The following is a 17190-nucleotide window of genomic DNA, read 5'->3' as shown; positions in this document are numbered from 1 at the left end:
AAACATGTTCTACCGCTCGGGTAGCGTCACCGAGCATGGGACGTGTGGACGGCAAAGCAGCCATCATTTCCGGTGGCGCCCGGGGCATGGGCGCCGCGCACGCTCGGGCCCTGGTCGCCGAGGGCGGGAAGGTCGTCATCGGCGACATCCTCGACGACGAGGGCGAGGCGCTGGCCGAGGAGCTCGGCGACGCGGCGCGCTACGTCCACCTGGACGTGACGAAGCCGGACGAGTGGAAGAAGGCCGTCGACGTCGCCGTCGGCGAGTTCGGCCTGCTCAACGTGCTGGTCAACAACGCGGGGATCGTCAACGGCAGCACCATCGAGAACTTCGACCTGACCCGCTGGCAGCAGATCCTCGACGTCAACCTCACCGGCACGTTCCTGGGCATCCAGGCCGCGGTGGAACCGATGAAGGCGGCCGGCGGCGGGTCGATCATGAACATCTCGTCGGTCGAGGGACTGCGCGGGAGTCCCTGGGCGCACGGTTACGTCGCCACCAAGTGGGGAGTGCGCGGACTGGCGAAGTCGGCGGCGCTGGAGCTGGCGCCGCACAAGATCCGGGTGAACTCCATCCACCCCGGCATGATCCGGACTCCGATGACCGAGAACCTGCCCGAGGACATGGTGAAGACGCCGCTGGGCCGGGCCGCCGACCCCGAGGAGGTGGCGACCTTCGTGGTGTTCCTCGCCAGCGAGGAGTCGTCGTTCGCCACGGGTTCGGAGTTCGTCGTCGACGGCGGTCTGGTCGCCGACGTGCCGCACAGGTGAAGCGCGCGGCGCGTCACGCGGGCCGGAAAGCCTGGGTGAACCGGCCCCTGCCGGTGCCCAGCGGCATGTCCAGCGTCGTGCGGATGCCGGGTTCGGCGGCCACCACCGCGGGGATTGCGTTCACGATGCGACCGGCCGCGGCGACGATGGCGGCGTGGTTGTGGTCGCCCTTCTCGCTGCTCGGGCAGATGTCGACGGCGTAGGACGGTTCGCCGGTGATCTCCACTCGGTAGGAGCCGCCGGGCTGGGCCGGTCGCGCCCAGTCCGGCCGCAGGTCGTCGCGCAGCCGGGTCACGTGCTCGACGACGATCGCCGGTCGCCCGGCGACCATCCCGGTGATCTCGAAGCGGACCGCGGCGGTGCCGCCCCGCGGGATGTGGCCGGCGGCGACGTCGAAGGCCTCCGGCGCGGGTTCGCGTTCGACGTGCTCGGTGATCTCGTCGACCTCGATGCCGAAACCCGCCGCCAGCTGCCGGATCGTCGTTCCCCACGCCATGCCGAGCACGCCCGGCTGGTAGAGCATCGGCGTCTCGTGATCGGGCTTGCCGAAGCCCATGACGTCGAAAATGACCGTGGCGCCGTCGTAGGTGGCGTAGTCGGCGATCTCCAGGCACCGGACCTGCTCGATGCGCTGGCACGTGCTCGCCAGCGCGAACGGGAGGAGGTCGTTGGCGAATCCCGGGTCGACGCCGGTGATGAACAGGCTCGCGCCGCCGTCCCGCGCGGCTCGCTCGATGCCGTCGATCATCTCCTGCGGGAACACCTGCCACGGGTACTGCAGCGTCACGGGGGACGAGCCGACGACGTTGATGCCCGCGCGGAGCAGCCGCTCGACGTCGGCCATCGCCTCGACCGGGCGGGTATCGCCCATCGCGCAGTGCACGGCGCAATCCGGTCGTGCGGCGAGGATTTCGTCGAGGTCACCGGTCGCGGCGATGCCGGTGCGGCGGTCCAGCCCGGCGAGCTCACCGGCGTCCCGGCCGATCTTGGCCTCGCTGGAGACCCGCACTCCGGTCAGCTCGCACTCGGCGGCGTCGAGCACGCCCGCGAGCGCCAGTCGTCCCACGTTCCCGGTGCCGATGTGAGCCACCCGAATCCCCACAGCGCCTACCTCCTCGCGAACCGGCGGCAACGCCGAAGACTACCCGCCCGAACCGAATTTCTGAAACATGTTACAGAAATTCCGGGCAGCGGATCATTCGCCCGCGAGCAGCACGTCCACCGAGGAAGGCGAGTAGACCGAGTCGACGACCATGGTGTGCACACCGACGATTCCGGCTCGATCACCGAGTTCGGTGGTGGTGACCAAGAGGTTCCGGGTCGCCCTGGGCAGGGCGCGCCGGTAGAGGACTTCGCGGAGGCCGCTGACGAACTGCGCCTCGGCGAGGTCGCCGGCCAGCACGAGCACCTGCGGGTTGACCAGGCAGACCACGGTGCTGAGGACCTCGCCGATGAGCTGCCCGGCTTCGCGGGCCAGGCGCACGGCCTCCGGGTGCCCTTCGCGGACGCGCGCGGCGAACTCGCTGCTGGAGGCCGTCGGCACGCCGGCCGCATCCAGCCTGTGGGACAGCGCGGAGCCGCTGGCCAGCGCGGCGAGGCAACCGGTCGATCCGCACATGCACTGCGCCTGCGAGGCGCTCTCCACCCGGACGTGGCCGAGGTCGCCCGCTCCCCCGTCGACTCCGCGGTAGACCTCACCGCCGAAAACCATGCCCGCACCGATCCCGGTGGAGACCTTGATCAGCACCAGCGACGCGCTGTCCGGGAAGCGGGCCGTGCGCTCGCCGATGGCCATCACGTTGGCGTCGTTGTCCACCAGCACCGGCGCGTTCCAGCGCTCGCGCAGGTTCTCGGCGATCGGGTACCCGTCCCAGCCGGGCATGATCGGCGGCTGGCGCACCACGCCCGCGTCGAACTCGACCGGTCCGGGAACGCCGAGCCCGATGCCGCGCACCTGGTCGGGCTCGCCCCCGGCTCGGGACAGCAGGTCGCGGAAACGCCGGTCGACCCAGTTCAGGACCTCCTCCGGGCCGTCGGCGATGTCGATGTCGTCGACCTCCTCGGCCAAGGAGCGACCGGCGAGGTCGAACACGGCGGTGCGGGCGTGGGTCGCGCCGAAGTCGGCGGCCAGCACCAGGCCGTGCTCGTGGTTGAAGTCCAGCCGCACCGGCGGCCGTCCTCCGGTGGAGGAGTCGACGCCGGTCGGGCGCAGGAATCCGTGCGAGAGCAGGGCGTCGAGCCGCTGACCGACGGTGGACCGGGACAGGCCGGTGACCTGTTGCAACTCCGCGCGCGTGCGAGCGCGCCCGGTCCGCACCAGCCACAGCAGGTGGCCGGCGCTCGTCAGGTCCTCAGCCCTTGTCGGCACCGCTGGTGAGCCCTTCGGTCAGCATTCGTTCCGCCGCGTAGAACAGCACGACGATGGGGATCGTGAGCACCACCGATCCTGCCATGAGCACCGTCTTGGGCACCTCGATGCCGCTGGACAGCTGCGCCAGGCCCAGCGACACCGTCCAACCGTCGCGGTCCTCGACCAGGAACAGCAGCGCGAACAGGAACTCGTTCCAGGCGATCATGAACACGTACAGGCCGTTGGCCAGCAGGGCGGGCGCGGCCAGCGGCATCGTCACCCGCCACATCGTCTGCCAGCGCGAACAGCCGTCGATGGCGGCGGCCTCCTCGATGGCGTCCGGGATCGTCGACAGGTAGTTGCGCAGCATGTAGATCGACACCGGCACGGTCTGGGCGATGTAGACGATGGCCAGGCCGAGCAGCGAGCCGCGCAGGCCGAGCCGGGTGAAGGCCACGAACAGCGGCACTGCCAGCAGGATCGCCGGGAACATGTACACCGCCAGGAACAGGAAGTGCACCTGGCCCCGCCCGAAGAACCGCAACCTGCTGACCGCGTAGGCGCCGGGGATGGTCACCAGCAGGGTCAGCACGACGGTGCCCAGCGACACCAGCGCCGAGTTGGTCAGCAGGGTCAGCATGCCCTGGCCCTCGGCGTCCTCCGGGCGCAGCACCTCGGCGTAGGTCTCGGTGGTCCACTCCGAGAAGCCCACCCACAGCGCTCCCGGGTCCTGCAGCAGCTGCTCGACGGGCCGGACCGACAGCAGAAGCATGTAGTAGAAGGGGAACAGCGTCGCCACCGCGAGCCCCGCGAGCACCGCCCAGCGCAGCGCGCCGAAGAGCCTGTTCTCGAAACCGATCCGGGACATCACGACTCCTTGCCGTCCGCCGCTGGGGCGAAGAACTTCAGGTAGACCCCCAGGAACACCAGCAACACCGCCGCGAGCACCAGGGCCTGGGCCGAGGCGGCGCCGACGTCGAAGCGCGCGGTGAGGAAGTCGTAGACCCGCACGCTGGCCACGTCGGTGCCGGATCCGCCGCCGGTGAGCAGGTAGACGTCGTCGAACTTGTTGAAGTTCATGACGAACCGCAGCATCGCCAGCAGTGCGAGCACGGAGGCGAGCTCAGGCCAGACGATGTGCCGGAACCGCTGCGTCGGCGCCGCACCGTCGACCACGGCGGCCTCTTCGAGGTCGCGCGGGATCGCCTGCAGCCGGGCCAGCAGGAACAGGAACGCGAACGGGAAGTACCGCCAGCCCTCGAAGACGATCACCGTCAGCAGCGCCACCGGAACGGGGATCTGCATCCCCAGCAGCGAGACCGTGGTCTCGCGGTCGGTGAGGAACGCGATCGGCTCGTCCCACCCCAGCAGCCTCATCCCCCAGTCGTTGAGGATGCCGTACTGCGGGCTGAGCATCACCTCCCACACGAACGCCACCGCCACCACCGGCGCCACGTAGGGCAGCAGCATCGCACCGCGCAGCAGGGCGCGGCCCCGGAACGGCCGTCGCAGCGCCAGCGCCGCGACCAGGCCGAGCGCGAGCGAGAGCAGCGTGCCGCCGACCGCGTAGACCACGGTGGTGCCCAGCGAGCTCCAGAAGCCCGGCGAGCCGAGCACGGTGGTGAAGTTGCGCAGCGTGTAGGCGTCGAAGAGCCCCGCGCTCCGGATGTCGATCAGCCGGATGCGCTGGAAGGCCAGCACCACCGTCCACAGGATCGGCAGCACCACGATCGCCAGCACCACCAGCAGCGTGGGTGAGATCAGCAGCAGTCCGTCCCGGTTCTCGCGCTGCCGCAACGAGCGCGCACGAGTCGTCGAAGTCATGGTCACGCCCTTTAGTTCATGGAGTTCTGGATGGCGCGGATCTCGTCGGCCGCCTCGGTGGCGGCTTCGACCGGATCGCCGCCGTTGAGCATCGAGTTCACCGCGTGCGGGACGGGCATCTCGCCGAGCGTGGCGCCGACGAGCACGCCTTGGCGCTGCTCGAACCCCCAGCGGCGGAACCGGTCGATGCCGGTGCGCAGATCGCCGATCGTCTCCGGCGGGTAGATCTCGGTCAGCGGGCGCTTGAGGTCCACGCCGGCCGGCGCCCGCTGCCAGTCGCGGATGAAGCGCTCGGGGTCCTGCGCGGTTCCCTTGCGAGCGGGGAGCTTTCCTTCCGGCGCCATGCCCAGCCAGTCCGGGTAGCCCCGGTCGAGCATGTGCTCGACGAAGCGCTTGGCCTGCTCGCGCTTGGCACCGACCGGCACCGTCCACGAGGTCAGCTCGCCGTACTGAGCGGGTTCGGTGGCGTCAGGGCCCTTGATGGCGCTGACGATTCCGGTGTTGCGGGCCAGGAACAGCGGATCGGCCTGGCACTGCGGGCATGCCGGCATCGCGTCGGCGCGCAGGCCGCCGAGCTCGTCGAGCAGGAACGTCGACCAGGACAGCATCGCCGAGCGCCCGGCGAAGTAGGTGGCGCGGGTGGAGTCGATGTCCTGGGCTCCGGGCGGCGAGTACCGGGTGATGAGGTCGTGCACGAACCGGAAGGACTCGCGGCACCGCGGGCTGTCGAGCTCGACGCGGCCGTTCTCGTCGACGAGCTTGCAGTCGTTGGCCAGGGCGAAGGATTCGAAGGCCTGGCCGGTGGCGGTGTCGTTGGCGTGGGTGGCCATCGAGATGCCGGACCTGCCGTCGCGGTTGAGCACTCGCGCGGCGTGCTCGATCTTCTCGTAGGTGTCGGGCACCGGGAGCCCGGCCTGGGCGAAGAGGTCCTTGCGGTAGGCCAGGACCTGCGCCCACGCATCGGAGGGCACGGCCAGCCGCCGCTGGCCGTCGGAGGTGAGCTCCAGCGCGCGGTCGGAGAAGGTGGCCGGGCCGAGCGCGTCGAGGATCTCCTGGTTGGCGCGGGTGTCGAGCAGTTCGTTGCCGGCCATCTGCCAGGTCGCGCTCAGCGGCAGCGCGCCGATGACGTCGGGCATCGTCCCGGCCGCCGCCGAGGACATCACCATCTGGCTGAACTGGTTCTCGTCGACGGCGACGACGCGGACCGGGATTCCGGTCTCGGCGGTGAACCGCTGCGTGATGGCCTCGGTCGCGCGCACCCGGTCGGACTGGCTCTCCAGGCTCCACACGACCAGCGCGTCGTCCTCGGCCGGAGGCGCGCAGCCCGACAGCAGCGCGGCGCAGCTCACCGCCGCCAGCAAGACGCCCATCGGCCTGGATCTGGCCCGCATCACCATCACGCTCCTTTGCGCGTTCGTCGCGCCGGACATCACACCAGCCACTTATGCTTGCCCGCAAGACATAAGTATGTAAACTGCCCGACAAATCTCGGAGCGAGGAGGCTCAGTGCCACGGGTCGTGCAGTTCACCGGTGCCCGGCAGGTCGACATCACCGAAGTCCCCACCGAACCCCTTGCGGCGGGCCAGATCCGAGTCCGCACCCGGTACTCCGGCATCTCCGCGGGCACCGAGCTCACCGCCTACCGGGGCACGAACCCGTACCTGACGCGGACCTGGGACGCCGACCGGCGCCTGTTCACCACAGCCTCATCAGCGCCTTCGCAGACCTATCCCGTCGTGGGGTGGGGCTATTCGGAGGTCGGCGAGATCGTCGAGGCCGAGGACCCGGCGCGAATCGGCGAGCAGGTGTGGGGAATCTGGGGGCATCGCAGCGAAGCCGTGCTCCCGGCGGAGAAGGTGCGCCCGATCCCCTCCGGCCTGGATCCGCTGGCCGCCGCGTTCGCCCGGGTCGGCGCGGTGGCGCTCAACGCCGTGCTGTCAGCCGACGTGCACCTCGGTGAGCGGGTGGCGGTGTTCGGGCAGGGCGTGATCGGCCTGCTGGCGACGCGGTTGCTGCGGTGCAGCGGAGCCGAGGTCGTCGCCGTCGACACCATCGCTCAGCGCAGGGACAAGGCCGTCGAGTTCGGCGCCGCGCACGCGCTCGACGGCGCCGGGGCGGCCGAGCGGGTGCGCGAACTGGGCGGCGCGGACGTGGCGATCGACCTCAGCGGGTCCTACCGCGCGTTGCACGAGGCCATCCGGACGGTGGTGGTCGGCGGGCGCGTGGTCGCCGCCGGCTTCTACCAGGACGAGGGCGTCGGGCTGCGGCTCGGCGAGGAGTTCCACCACAACCGGATCGAGCTGGTCAGCTCGCAGATCGGCGGAGTGCCGCCCACGCTCTCCGGTCGCTGGGACCAGGACCGGCTCAACGCGACGTTCCTGCGGCAGTGCGCCGACGGCGCCGTGGACCCGACCGCCCTGGTCACCCACCTGCTCGCTCCGTCGGAGGTCGAGCAGGCCTACCGGCTGCTCGACGAAGGCACGCCCGACGTGCTGCAGATCGTCCTCGACTTCGGACAGGAGCCATCGTGAAACTCGCCTGCCAGGAACAACTCCTGCCCGGTGACTCGCTGGAGGCCAAGTGGGAGTTCGCCCGCGACGCCGGTTTCGACGCGATCGAGCTGCGCGGCCGCGGCGACTTCCACTTCCGCGACCGGCTGCCGGAACTGCGTCGCGCCCGGACCAACGGCGTCGTGATGCCGACGGCGTGCGTCGAAATGCCGCACTTCTTCGCGGCTTTCGACGCCGACCTGCGGCGCGACGCGATCGAGCAGCTCAAGTCGCAGCTGTCGGTGATGGCCGAGATCGGCGGTCGCGGCGCGATGACCCCCGCGTCGTGGGGCATGTTCTCCCGGCGGCTGCCGCCGTTCGAGCCGCCGCGCTCCCCGGAGGAGGATCGCGCGGTGCTGCTCGCGGGCCTGGCGGAGCTGGGCGAGCACGCGCGGGCCGAGGGCGTGGAGATCTACCTCGAACCGCTCAACCGCTACGAGGACCACATGGTCAACCGGCTGGACCAGGCGATCGACCTCGTCGGCGAGGTCGGTCTGGCCTCGGTGCGGGTGGTCGCCGACACCTACCACATGAACATCGAGGAGGACGATCCCGTGACGGCCCTGCTGGACGCGGTACCGCACCTCGGTCACGTGCAGGTCAGCGAATCGAACCGGTTCCAGCCCGGCACCGGCCACCTCGACTGGTCGGCGCTGCTGGGCGCGCTGGGCGCAGGCGGCTACGACGGGTACCTGGCCATGGAGTGCCGGTTGCGCGGTGAGCCCGCCGAGGCCGTCGCGTCGGTGCCGAAGTTCCTGCGGAGGCACGGGTGAACCTGCGCGACGAGGCCGCGAAGGTGCTGCTGGGAAACTGGCGCGGCCGCAGCACCATTCCCGCTCCCGGGCTCTACCCGCACCAGTGGAGCTGGGACTCGGCCTTCATCGCCGCCGGGCTGCGCCACCTGTCCCCGCTGCGCGCCCAGCAGGAGCTGGAATCGCTGTTCGGAGCGCAGTGGTCCGACGGACGGGTGCCGCACATCGTCTTCGACCCTTCGGCACCGCGGGACGGTTACTTCCCGGGACCGGACTTCTGGTGCTCCGCGCGGGTCAACGGGCCCGCGCACGCCGACACCTCGGGCATCGTCCAGCCGCCGGTGCACGCGCTGGCCGCGTGGGAGGTGTTCTCGTCGGAGCCCGGCCTGGCTCGACGCCGGGGCTTCTTGGAGCGCTTGTACCCGAAGCTGCTGGCCTGGCACGGATACCTTCGCGGGTCGCGTGATCTCGGTGGTCGCGGGCTGGTGTCGATCGTGCACCCGTGGGAGTCCGGAATGGACAACAGCCCCTCGTGGGACGCTCCGCTGCGGCGCGTGGAACCCGTTCCCGCCGGTGAGTTCCGACGCCGGGACCTCGATCACGCCGATGCGGCCGAGCGGCCCACCGACGCCGACTACGGGCGTTACGTCCGGCTGGCCGCCACCTACCGCGACCACGGCTACGCCGACGGCCTGGACGTGCACGAGTTCGCCGTCGAGGACCCGCTGACCAACGCGCTGCTCGCCGCGTCCGAGGACGCGCTCGCCCGCATCGCCGAGGAGCTCGGCGAGGACCCCCGGCCGCACGTGGCCGAGGTGTCGCGACTGCGGGACGCGCTCGCGCAGCTCCACGCCGACGGGCTGTTCCACTCGCGGGACGTGCACGGCGGCGAGCTGATCCGGGGCGGCAGCGTCGCGGGCCTGGTGCCGCTGGTGGTGCCCGGGCTCCCGCAGGCGCCGGAGCTCATCGCGACGATCACCGGCCCCCGGTTCCGGGCCGCCGAGCTCGGGGTGGTGCCCAGCTTCGACCTGACCGATCCGCTGCACGACGCCTCGCGCTACTGGCGCGGCCCGGCCTGGTTCAACATCGGCTGGCTGCTGCGCCGGGGCCTCGCCCGGCACGGGGCCACCGACCTCGCCGAGGTCCTGCGCGGTGGAATGCTGAACACCGCGACCCGCAGCGGGTTCCGCGAGTACGTGGATCCGACGACCGGCGAAGGCCGCGGAGCCCACCACTTCAGCTGGACGGCGGCGGTGGTGCTGGACCTCACCTCGGCGTGACCACGGCGCCCCGCTGCTGCTCGGTGGCGTGCTGGACGATCCGGGTGCGAAGGGTGTCGATCGCGTGCGCTCGGGCTCCGGCGAGTTCCGGTTCGTCCAGCGTCGCCCGGGCGTAGGCGACCTCGCGGGGTGCGGCCGGACCTCCTGCGAGGGCGTCGAGCACTTCCGGATCGCGACCCCACGTTCCGCCGAGGACGACCAGCTGCGGGTCGACGAAGGCGATCATGGCCAGGACCACTCCGCGGAGGGCGTCGGCCAGCTGCGGGAGGACGTCGCGGTAGCGGGCGCGCAGCGCGTCGACGTCGATGGCGGTCGTGGCGGGTTGGCGCAGGTCGGTCTCGCGGAAGAACTCGGTGAAGTGGAGGGCCGAGCCGTCCGGCCCGGTCGTGATCACGTGGGCGATCTCGCCGGTCAGCCCGCTGCCGCCGCGGCGGACCTCGCCGTCGGCGACCACCGCCGCACCGAGTCCCTCGTCGAGGTGCAGGTAGACGAAGTCGTCCACACCGGACGCGCAGCCGCCGTCCCGCTCGGCGCGGGCCGACCAGTTCACGTCGTTGTCGACCAGGACGTCGCCGGAGACCAAGGGTGCCAGCACGGCGACCGGGTCGAGGTCGCCGATCAGGAACGGCTCATCGGGCAGTTGGACCAGCCGACCGGTTCGGCGATCGACCGGGTCCGCGGCGCTGATCACCGCGCAGCGCAACGGCATGCCGTCCGCGAGCTCCCCGGCGACCTCGCGCAGCGCGGCCGCCGCCTTCTCCGGTCCCGCCGCGCGTCCCAACTCGGCCCGGGAGCGGGCGACGACGGCGCCGAAGGCGTCGACGGCCTCGGCCTTCACGCCACGCGGGGTGATCTCGGCGACCAGGGCAACACCCGTCTCGGGGGACAGCGAGTAGTAGGAGCCGGCCCTGCCCCTGCCGGTGGTGCGTTCCCCCGTGTCGGCGAGCACGCCGGCCTCGGTGAGCCTGCGGACGCTGTCGGAGATCGTGGGCTTCGAGATCCCGGTCAGCGCGGCGATCTCGGTGCGGGTCAGCCGCTCGCCCTCCATGATCGCGCGCAGCACGTGCTCATCGGTCATGGAGCGCAGCAGCTCCAGCGAAGGCTTGGCGGTCGGCACCGAGCCAGTTTAGTCAGGAGTGTTGCCTAAATGCGCGACTCCGATTACGTTCAACCCATCACTTCTTTAGTAAGGACCCCTAACCAAAGGAATTCAGGGATGACCGCCGCAGCCGAAGCACTGCCGTCGTTGCCGCACTGGGAAACCCCGCCCGCAGACCTCTCCGGCGCGATCCGGGAGATCAAAACCGCGCTGCGCGCCCGCATCGAGGCGTCCGGGCGCAACGTCGAAGAGGTCTTCGCAGTCGTGGAGGACCAGGTCCGCACGCGCGTGGCCGAGATCCGGGAGCTGCGAGAACGCGGCGAAGCGGTCTGGCCGGTGATCGACTACGCCGACATCGCCGCGGGCACCGTGCCGGCCGAGCAGGTCGAGGCGGTGCGCACGCGCGGCTGCGCCGTGGTGCGCGGGCACTTCGAGCGCGCGCAGGCGCTGCTCTGGGACGAGAGCATCGTCGACTACGTCGAGCGCAACGCGTTCTTCGAGAACTACCGGGGTCCGGGCGACGACTTCTTCGGCAGCGTCGGCTCGAAACCCGAGATCTACCCGATCTACTGGTCGCAGGCCCAGATGCGGGCGCGGCAGAGCGACCGGATGGCTCGGGTGCAGTCGTTCCTGAACTCCTTCTGGAAGCACGAGTCGCACGGCGTGCGCTGGTTCGACCCGGACCGCGACGCGCTGTACCCCGACCGGATCCGGCGCCGGCCGGAGGGCGCCGACTCAGCGGGCCTGGGCACCCACAGCGACCCGGGCACCCTGGACCTGTGGATGACCGAGTCCTACCAGCGGGCGTTCCGGCACCTCTTCGACGGCAGCGTCGAGCAGTACGACCCGTGGGACGCCGCGCACCGCACCTCGGCCAACCAGTACCCGGGATCGACGATGTGCTCGGCGTTCCGCACGTTCCAGGGCTGGACGGCGCTGTCGGACATGGCCCACGACCAGGGCGTGCTGCACACCGTGCCGATCCCGGAGGCCATGGCCTACCTCATGCTGCGCCCGCTGCTGCCCGACGTCCCCGACGACGACATGTGCGGGGTGACCACCAACCAGGTCTTCCCCGCCGACCACAAGTGGCACTCCGAGCTCCTCGACGGCCTGGTCGGGATTCCCGACGTCGAGGCGGGCGACTCGGTGTGGTGGCACTGCGACATGATCCACAGCGTCGCACCGGTCGCCGACCAGCGCGGGTGGGGCAACGTCATGTACATCCCGGCAGCGCCGTGGTGCCCGCGCAACGAGGAGTACGCCGCGAGCGTCCGCCAGGCGTTCCTGACCGGGTCCAGCCCCACCGACTTCCCCGCCGAGCACTACGAACGCGACTGGGAAGGCCGCTTCACCTACGCCCAGCTCAACGAAACCGGCCGTCGGGGAATGGGTTTCACCGGAGGCTGATCACCGATGGCGAACCGTCCGGGCTTCGGGCAACGGGTTTCGGAGGAGCTGGTGCAGGGTGATCGCGACGGCCGCCACGAGGGCGACGAAACCCAGGACCGGCAGGGCTCGCGCGATCAGCGGGGCCGCGCCGAGCGGGTCGACGCCGGCGAGGGTTTCGGCGACCACGACCGCCGCGAAGGCGCCGTAACCGGCTGCTGCCAGCCGCACCACGTTGAGCCGGAAGGCCTCTGATCCGTCGGTGAAGCGCAGCAACCAGGCGATCGCGGGCAGGACGAGGACGCCGTGCATGGTGGCGGCGTGGCCCGGCTTGAGCACCGAGGTGAACGCGAACGCCGGAGCCACGTCGCCCTGCGTGCGGGTGAGCACCTGGCCGCCCGCCAGCATCAGCACGCCGATCGCCATGGCCAGCAGCAGCGCCAGGAAGCCGACCCGCAGCGCCAGGAGCATCCCCGGGTCGAGTTCGTCGTGGCGGCGCAGCGCGAGCACCGTCGAGGTCACGACGACCGCCACGATCACCACCGCGCCCGAAGCCGCCGCGACGGCCGCCGGCGCGTCCACCCAGGTCGCCCTGTCGGGCGGGATGAAGTGCGAGGGAACCCTCCGCCACGCCTGCGTGGTGATGCCCGCGACCTCGACCGCGCTGGCCGCCGCGAACGCGGTGAGCAGCCGGGCGCGCGTGCGCCGCGCCATCGGCAGGAACGACAGGACCCAGGTCAGCGTCGCCACGGTCAGCCCGAACGAGAGCCCGAAGGTCGTCGGCTTGCGCCACGACAGCGGCCCGCTCCACGTCCCTCCCGTCGCGAGAAGCACTCCCAGGTGGAAGATCCCGCTCGCCACGAGCACCAAGGCGACCAGGTAGCAGGCCCGTTCGACCCGCGTCCCGCCCCGGTACGCCTCGGACAGGTCCTTCCCGATCATCGCCACCGCAGATCGCACGTCCGCTCACCCCCGTCGCCTCCGACCGGTCGAGCGTGCGCCCCTCGCCGGTGCGGGTCGTCCGCCGTGGCGCGACGCCGCACCTGCGCGTCCCGACGTAGTTCCGCGGAATCAGGCCCCTCCTTCGGCCGCGACGGGGCCACCGCCAGCTTCGATGCCGTGCCGGTATCGGTGGATGCTCAATCGGGTTTGGACGCGCATCGATGACCGGCTCTACCGTCAGCGTCGACCGAGCACCGGACCTGGAGGAAACGATGTCCCGCTTCTCGCCCGCCGAAGCCGCCGAACGGCTCGCCAGCGGGCTTCTCTCGTTCCCGGTGACGCACTTCCGCGACGACCTGAGCTTCGACGAGGCCGCGTACCGGGACAACATCGGCTGGCTCTCCGGCTTCGGCGCGACCGGGCTGTTCGCCGCAGGCGGGACGGGCGAGTTCTTCTCCCTGACCCCCGCCGAGGTCGAGTCCGTGGTGACCGCCGCCGTGCAGGAGGTTCCCGCCGACGTCCCGGTGATCGCCCCCGCCGGTTACGGCACCACCACCGCCGTGGAGCTGGCGCGCGCCGCCGATCGCGCCGGAGCCGACGGCCTGCTCCTGCTCCCGCCGTACCTCACCGAGGCGCCGCAGGAGGGCCTGATCGAGCACGTCCGCGCGGTGTGCGCGGCCACCGACCTGGGCGTGATCATCTACAGCCGCGCCAACGCCGTCTACTCCGACACGACGGTCGCGAGGCTGGCCGAGGAGTGCCCGAACCTCGTCGGGTTCAAGGACGGTGTCGGCGACATCGAGAAGATGACCCGCATCCGCTCGCGCGTCGGAGACCGCTTGACCTACGTCGGGGGGCTGCCGACCGCCGAGACGTTCGCGCTGCCCTACCTCGAGATGGGCGTGACGACCTACTCCTCGGCGATGTACAACTTCGTGCCCGAGTTCGCGGTGCGGTTCTACAACGCCGTCCGCGAGCGCGACCGGGCCGCGGTGCAGCGCTACCTCGACGAGTTCGTGCTGCCCTACTGCGACATCCGCAACCGCAGCGCCGGGTACGCCGTCAGCATCGTCAAGGCGGGGATGCGCGCCATCGACCGTCCGGCGGGCCCGGTCCGCTCGCCGCTGGTCGACCTCGACGAGAGCGAGCTGACGATGCTGACCGAGCTGATCGAGCGCGTTCCGGAGGCGGGAGCATGACCGAACCGACCGGACAGATGATCATCGCCGGCGCCCCGGTGGCGGGCTCGGGCGAGAAGATCCGCGCGATCGATCCGAGGACGGGTTCCGAGCTGGAGCCGGCGTTCGGCCACGGCGACGCCACCGACGTCGACCGCGCCTGCACCGCCGCGGCCGAGGCGTTCGGCCCCTACCGGCGGCTGCCGATCGCCGAGCGAGCGACGTTCCTGGAACGCATCGCCGACAACATCGAGCAGGTGGGTGACGCGCTGGTCGAGCGCGCACACGCCGAGTCGGGACTGCCGGTGGCGCGGCTGACCGGCGAGCGCGGTCGCACGACCGGGCAGCTGCGGATGTTCGCGACCCTGCTGCGCTCCGGCGGCCACGACGTCCCGCGCATCGACCCGGCCCTGCCCGACCGCACTCCCCCGCGCCCGGACATCCGGCAGCGCCAGGTCCCGCTGGGACCGGTGGCCGTGTTCGGCGCCAGCAATTTCCCGCTGGCGTTCTCGGTGGCGGGCGGTGACACGGCGTCGGCGCTGGCGGCCGGGTGCCCGGTGGTGGTCAAGGGCCACGACGCGCACCCGGGCACGTCCGAGCTGGTGGGCCGGGCGATCGCCGACGCGGTCGCCGAGCTCGGACTTCCCGCCGGGACCTTCTCGCTGCTGTTCGGCGACGGGCCCGATCTGGGCACCCGGCTGGTGACCGATCCGCGCATCCAGGCGGTCGGCTTCACCGGTTCGCGCACCGGGGGTCTGGCGCTGGTGGCCGCCGCGCAGTCGCGTCGGCAGCCGATCCCGGTCTACGCGGAGATGAGCAGCACCAACCCGGTGTTCCTGCTGCCGGGCGCGCTAGCCGAGCGCGGCCCGCAGATCGCCACCGGTTTCGCGGGGTCGTTGACGCTGGGAGCGGGCCAGTTCTGCACCAACCCGGGCATCGTGGTGGCCGTCGACGGGCCGGAGCTTCGCTCTTTCCTCGACACCGCCGCCGATGCGGTGGCCGAGCGCGAGGCGGGCACCATGCTCACCCCGGGGATCGCCCGCGCCTACGCCGAGGGCGTGACCCGGCTGGCCGAGCACCCCGCGGTGGAGGTGCTGGCGCAGGGGCCGGAGACCGATCTCCCGGTGGCGTGCCGCCCGGCGCTGGTGGCCACCGACGCCGAGGCGTTCATCGGGGACGAGTCGTTGCAGCAGGAGGTCTTCGGGTCCTGCTCGGTCGTCGTGCGCTGCCGCGACGCCGCGCAGGTCTGCGAGGTCGCCGAGTCCCTGGAGGGCCAGCTGACCGTCACCGTGCACGCGACCGGTGCCGACCACGCCGAAGCGGCCGAGCTGCTGGACGTGCTGGAGCTCAAGGCGGGCCGGATCCTGTTCGACGGCTGGCCGACCGGGGTCGAGGTCGGTCACGCGATGGTCCACGGTGGACCGCATCCGTCCACTTCAGACTCGCGGACGACCTCGGTCGGCACGCTGGCCATCGAGCGATTCCAGCGACCGGTGGCCTACCAGGACCTACCCGCCGCGCTGCTGCCCAGCTCGCTGGCCGACGGCAACCCGGACCAGCTGCTGCGCCGGATCGACGGCGAACCCGGCAGGCACTGACCACACGGAGAGCGAACATGACACCCGTGATCTCCCAGATGCGCGTGATCCCGGTCGCCGGGCACGACAGCATGCTGCTCAACCTCAGCGGCGCGCACGCGCCGTTCTTCACCCGGAACCTGCTGGTGCTCACCGATTCCGACGGCCGCACCGGCGTCGGCGAGGTGCCCGGCGGGGAACCGATCCGCTCGACGCTGGAGGACTCGGCGGAGCTGGTCGTCGGGCAGCCGGTGGCACGACTTCGTTCGGTGCTGCGCGCAGTGCACGCCCGCTTCGCCGACCGCGACGCGGGCGGGCGCGGCGCGCAGACCTTCGACCTGCGCGTCACCGTGCACGCGGTGACCGCGATCGAGTCGGCGATGCTGGACCTGCTCGGCAAGCACCTCGGTGTGCCGGTGGCCGAACTGCTCGGTGACGGGCAGCAGCGGGCCGAAGTCCCGGTGCTGGGCTACCTGTTCTTCGTCGGCGACCGCACCAAGACCGACCTGCCCTACCTCACCCCCGAGGACGGCACCGACGACTGGACGCGGCTGCGGCACGAGGAGGCCCTGACCCCGGAATCGGTGGTGCGGCTGGCCGAGGCGGCGCGCGAGCGCTACGGGTTCCGCGACTTCAAGCTCAAGGGCGGCGTGCTGCCCGCCCGGCAGGAGGCCGAGGCGGTCACCGCGCTCGCCGAGCGGTTCGGCGACGCGCGAATCACGTTGGACCCCAACGGGGGATGGCTGATGTCCGAGGCGATCGAGGTCGGTCGCGGGCTGCGCGACGTGCTCGCCTACGCCGAGGACCCGTGCGGCGCGGAGGGCGGCTACTCCGGCCGGGAGACCATGGCCGAGTTCCGCCGTGCCACCGGACTTCCCACCGCCACCAACATGATCGCCACCGACTGGCGGCAGCTGGGCCACGCGGTCCGCGCGAACGCCGTGGACATCCCGCTGGCCGATCCGCACTTCTGGACCATGAGCGGCTCGGTGCGCGTGGCGCAGTTCTGCCACGACTGGGGCCTGACGTGGGGTTCGCACTCCAACAACCACTTCGACGTCTCATTGGCGATGTTCACCCACGTCGCGGCGGCGGCACCGGGTGAGATCACCGCGATCGACACGCACTGGATCTGGCAGGACGGCCAGCGGCTGACCCGCGAGCCGCTGCGCATCTCCGAGGGCCTGCTGCCGGTTCCCACCGCTGCGGGACTCGGCGTCGAACTCGACGAAGACCGGGTTCGGGCGGCCCACGAGCTCTACCTCGAGCACGGTCTCGGCTCCCGAGACGACGCCGCGGCCATGCAGTACCTCATCCCGGGCTGGACCTTCGACCCCAAACGCCCAGCCCTCGACCGAACCTGACCCACCAACCCCCAAACGATCAAGACTCAGCCCCAAAATCCCAGTCCCCAGACCCCGATTACCGCAGTTTTCCGGACCCCGATTACTGCGGTTTTCCGGAACCCGATTACCGGGG

At 71.2% G+C, this 17190-nt stretch carries 15 protein-coding genes; 8 read left to right on the top strand and 7 right to left on the bottom strand.

What is annotated here, in order from left to right; genetic code table 11:
- Positions 1-35: 35 nt before the first annotated feature.
- Positions 36-770, top strand: a complete 735-nt coding sequence (locus AB0J91_RS17650; RefSeq protein ID WP_363869823.1) for a glucose 1-dehydrogenase — start codon at positions 36-38, stop codon at positions 768-770.
- Positions 771-783: 13 nt separating this feature from the next.
- On the opposite strand, the gene AB0J91_RS17645 is transcribed toward AB0J91_RS17650, so the two are convergent.
- The 5 genes from AB0J91_RS17645 to AB0J91_RS17625 all read right to left on the bottom strand — a co-directional run bounded on the left by AB0J91_RS17645 (position 784) and on the right by AB0J91_RS17625 (position 6335).
- The gene (locus AB0J91_RS17645; RefSeq protein WP_363869820.1) at positions 784-1872 is read right to left on the bottom strand and encodes a diacylglycerol kinase; all 1089 of its coding nucleotides are present in this window, start codon (positions 1870-1872) and stop codon (positions 784-786) included.
- A gap of 93 nt (positions 1873-1965) precedes the next feature.
- Positions 1966-3138 (bottom strand): ROK family protein, encoded by a 1173-nt coding sequence (locus AB0J91_RS17640; protein ID WP_363869817.1) that lies wholly within the window; start codon positions 3136-3138, stop codon positions 1966-1968.
- On the bottom strand, positions 3122-3988 hold the full coding sequence (locus tag AB0J91_RS17635; protein WP_363869814.1) for a carbohydrate ABC transporter permease: 867 nt from the start codon (positions 3986-3988) through the stop codon (positions 3122-3124). Before AB0J91_RS17635 ends, AB0J91_RS17640 begins: the two co-directional genes overlap by 17 nt.
- The gene (locus tag AB0J91_RS17630) at positions 3988-4944 is read right to left on the bottom strand and encodes a sugar ABC transporter permease (RefSeq protein ID WP_363869811.1); all 957 of its coding nucleotides are present in this window, start codon (positions 4942-4944) and stop codon (positions 3988-3990) included. The genes AB0J91_RS17635 and AB0J91_RS17630 overlap by 1 nt, the downstream gene beginning before the upstream one ends.
- 11 nt (positions 4945-4955) lie before the next feature.
- Entirely contained in the window at positions 4956-6335 is a 1380-nt protein-coding gene (locus AB0J91_RS17625) for an ABC transporter substrate-binding protein (RefSeq protein WP_363869808.1), read from the bottom strand.
- Between the two features lie 115 nt (positions 6336-6450).
- Between AB0J91_RS17625 and AB0J91_RS17620 the strand changes: the two genes are divergently transcribed.
- Genes AB0J91_RS17620 through AB0J91_RS17610 form a run of 3 tightly spaced genes read left to right on the top strand, consistent with a single transcriptional unit; the run spans position 6451 to position 9526 of the window.
- A complete protein-coding gene (locus AB0J91_RS17620) occupies positions 6451-7476 on the top strand; it encodes a zinc-binding dehydrogenase (RefSeq protein WP_363869805.1) in 1026 nt (341 codons plus the stop codon).
- The gene (locus AB0J91_RS17615; protein WP_363869802.1) at positions 7473-8267 is read left to right on the top strand and encodes a sugar phosphate isomerase/epimerase family protein; all 795 of its coding nucleotides are present in this window, start codon (positions 7473-7475) and stop codon (positions 8265-8267) included. The genes AB0J91_RS17620 and AB0J91_RS17615 overlap by 4 nt, the downstream gene beginning before the upstream one ends.
- On the top strand, positions 8264-9526 hold the full coding sequence (locus AB0J91_RS17610; protein WP_363869799.1) for a hypothetical protein: 1263 nt from the start codon (positions 8264-8266) through the stop codon (positions 9524-9526). The genes AB0J91_RS17615 and AB0J91_RS17610 overlap by 4 nt, the downstream gene beginning before the upstream one ends.
- Here AB0J91_RS17610 and AB0J91_RS17605 read toward each other — a convergent pair.
- Positions 9513-10643 carry an ROK family transcriptional regulator gene (locus AB0J91_RS17605; RefSeq protein ID WP_363869796.1) on the bottom strand — a complete coding sequence of 377 codons (1131 nt, stop codon included), beginning with the start codon at positions 10641-10643 and terminating at the stop codon, positions 9513-9515. The genes AB0J91_RS17610 and AB0J91_RS17605 overlap by 14 nt on opposite strands.
- Positions 10644-10742: 99 nt before the next feature.
- Between AB0J91_RS17605 and AB0J91_RS17600 the strand changes: the two genes are divergently transcribed.
- A complete protein-coding gene (locus AB0J91_RS17600; protein ID WP_363869793.1) occupies positions 10743-12035 on the top strand; it encodes a DUF1479 domain-containing protein in 1293 nt (430 codons plus the stop codon).
- Here the strand turns inward: AB0J91_RS17600 and AB0J91_RS17595 are convergent, their stop codons facing one another.
- On the bottom strand, positions 12036-12974 hold the full coding sequence (locus AB0J91_RS17595; RefSeq protein ID WP_363869790.1) for a hypothetical protein: 939 nt from the start codon (positions 12972-12974) through the stop codon (positions 12036-12038).
- Between the two features lie 254 nt (positions 12975-13228).
- Between AB0J91_RS17595 and kdgD the strand changes: the two genes are divergently transcribed.
- The 3 genes from kdgD to AB0J91_RS17580 are packed head-to-tail and all read left to right on the top strand — an operon-like array spanning position 13229 to position 17075.
- The gene (gene kdgD / locus AB0J91_RS17590) at positions 13229-14155 is read left to right on the top strand and encodes a 5-dehydro-4-deoxyglucarate dehydratase (RefSeq protein WP_363870010.1); all 927 of its coding nucleotides are present in this window, start codon (positions 13229-13231) and stop codon (positions 14153-14155) included.
- Positions 14152-15732: an aldehyde dehydrogenase (NADP(+)) gene (locus AB0J91_RS17585; protein WP_363869788.1), complete on the top strand. Its 1581-nt coding sequence runs from the start codon at positions 14152-14154 to the stop codon at positions 15730-15732. The genes kdgD and AB0J91_RS17585 overlap by 4 nt, the downstream gene beginning before the upstream one ends.
- 17 nt (positions 15733-15749) lie before the next feature.
- Positions 15750-17075: an enolase C-terminal domain-like protein gene (locus tag AB0J91_RS17580; RefSeq protein WP_363869785.1), complete on the top strand. Its 1326-nt coding sequence runs from the start codon at positions 15750-15752 to the stop codon at positions 17073-17075.
- Positions 17076-17190 lie beyond the last annotated feature (115 nt).

Source organism: Saccharopolyspora sp. NPDC049357 (assembly GCF_040677225.1).
GTDB lineage: Bacteria > Actinomycetota > Actinomycetes > Mycobacteriales > Pseudonocardiaceae > Saccharopolyspora.
This window is presented reverse-complemented; position numbering and strand designations above follow the sequence as displayed.

Excerpts from the sequence above, each read along its gene's own strand:
- AB0J91_RS17650 (WP_363869823.1), top strand. The coding sequence starts at position 36 with ATGGGACGTGTGGACGGCAAAGCAGCCATCATTTCCGGTGGCGCCCGG.
- AB0J91_RS17635 (WP_363869814.1), bottom strand. The coding sequence starts at position 3,988 with ATGTCCCGGATCGGTTTCGAGAACAGGCTCTTCGGCGCGCTGCGCTGG.
- AB0J91_RS17630 (WP_363869811.1), bottom strand. The coding sequence starts at position 4,944 with ATGACTTCGACGACTCGTGCGCGCTCGTTGCGGCAGCGCGAGAACCGG.
- AB0J91_RS17625 (WP_363869808.1), bottom strand. The coding sequence starts at position 6,335 with ATGCGGGCCAGATCCAGGCCGATGGGCGTCTTGCTGGCGGCGGTGAGC.
- AB0J91_RS17600 (WP_363869793.1), top strand. The coding sequence starts at position 10,743 with ATGACCGCCGCAGCCGAAGCACTGCCGTCGTTGCCGCACTGGGAAACC.
- kdgD (WP_363870010.1), top strand. The coding sequence starts at position 13,229 with ATGTCCCGCTTCTCGCCCGCCGAAGCCGCCGAACGGCTCGCCAGCGGG.
- AB0J91_RS17585 (WP_363869788.1), top strand. The coding sequence starts at position 14,152 with ATGACCGAACCGACCGGACAGATGATCATCGCCGGCGCCCCGGTGGCG.
- AB0J91_RS17580 (WP_363869785.1), top strand. The coding sequence starts at position 15,750 with ATGACACCCGTGATCTCCCAGATGCGCGTGATCCCGGTCGCCGGGCAC.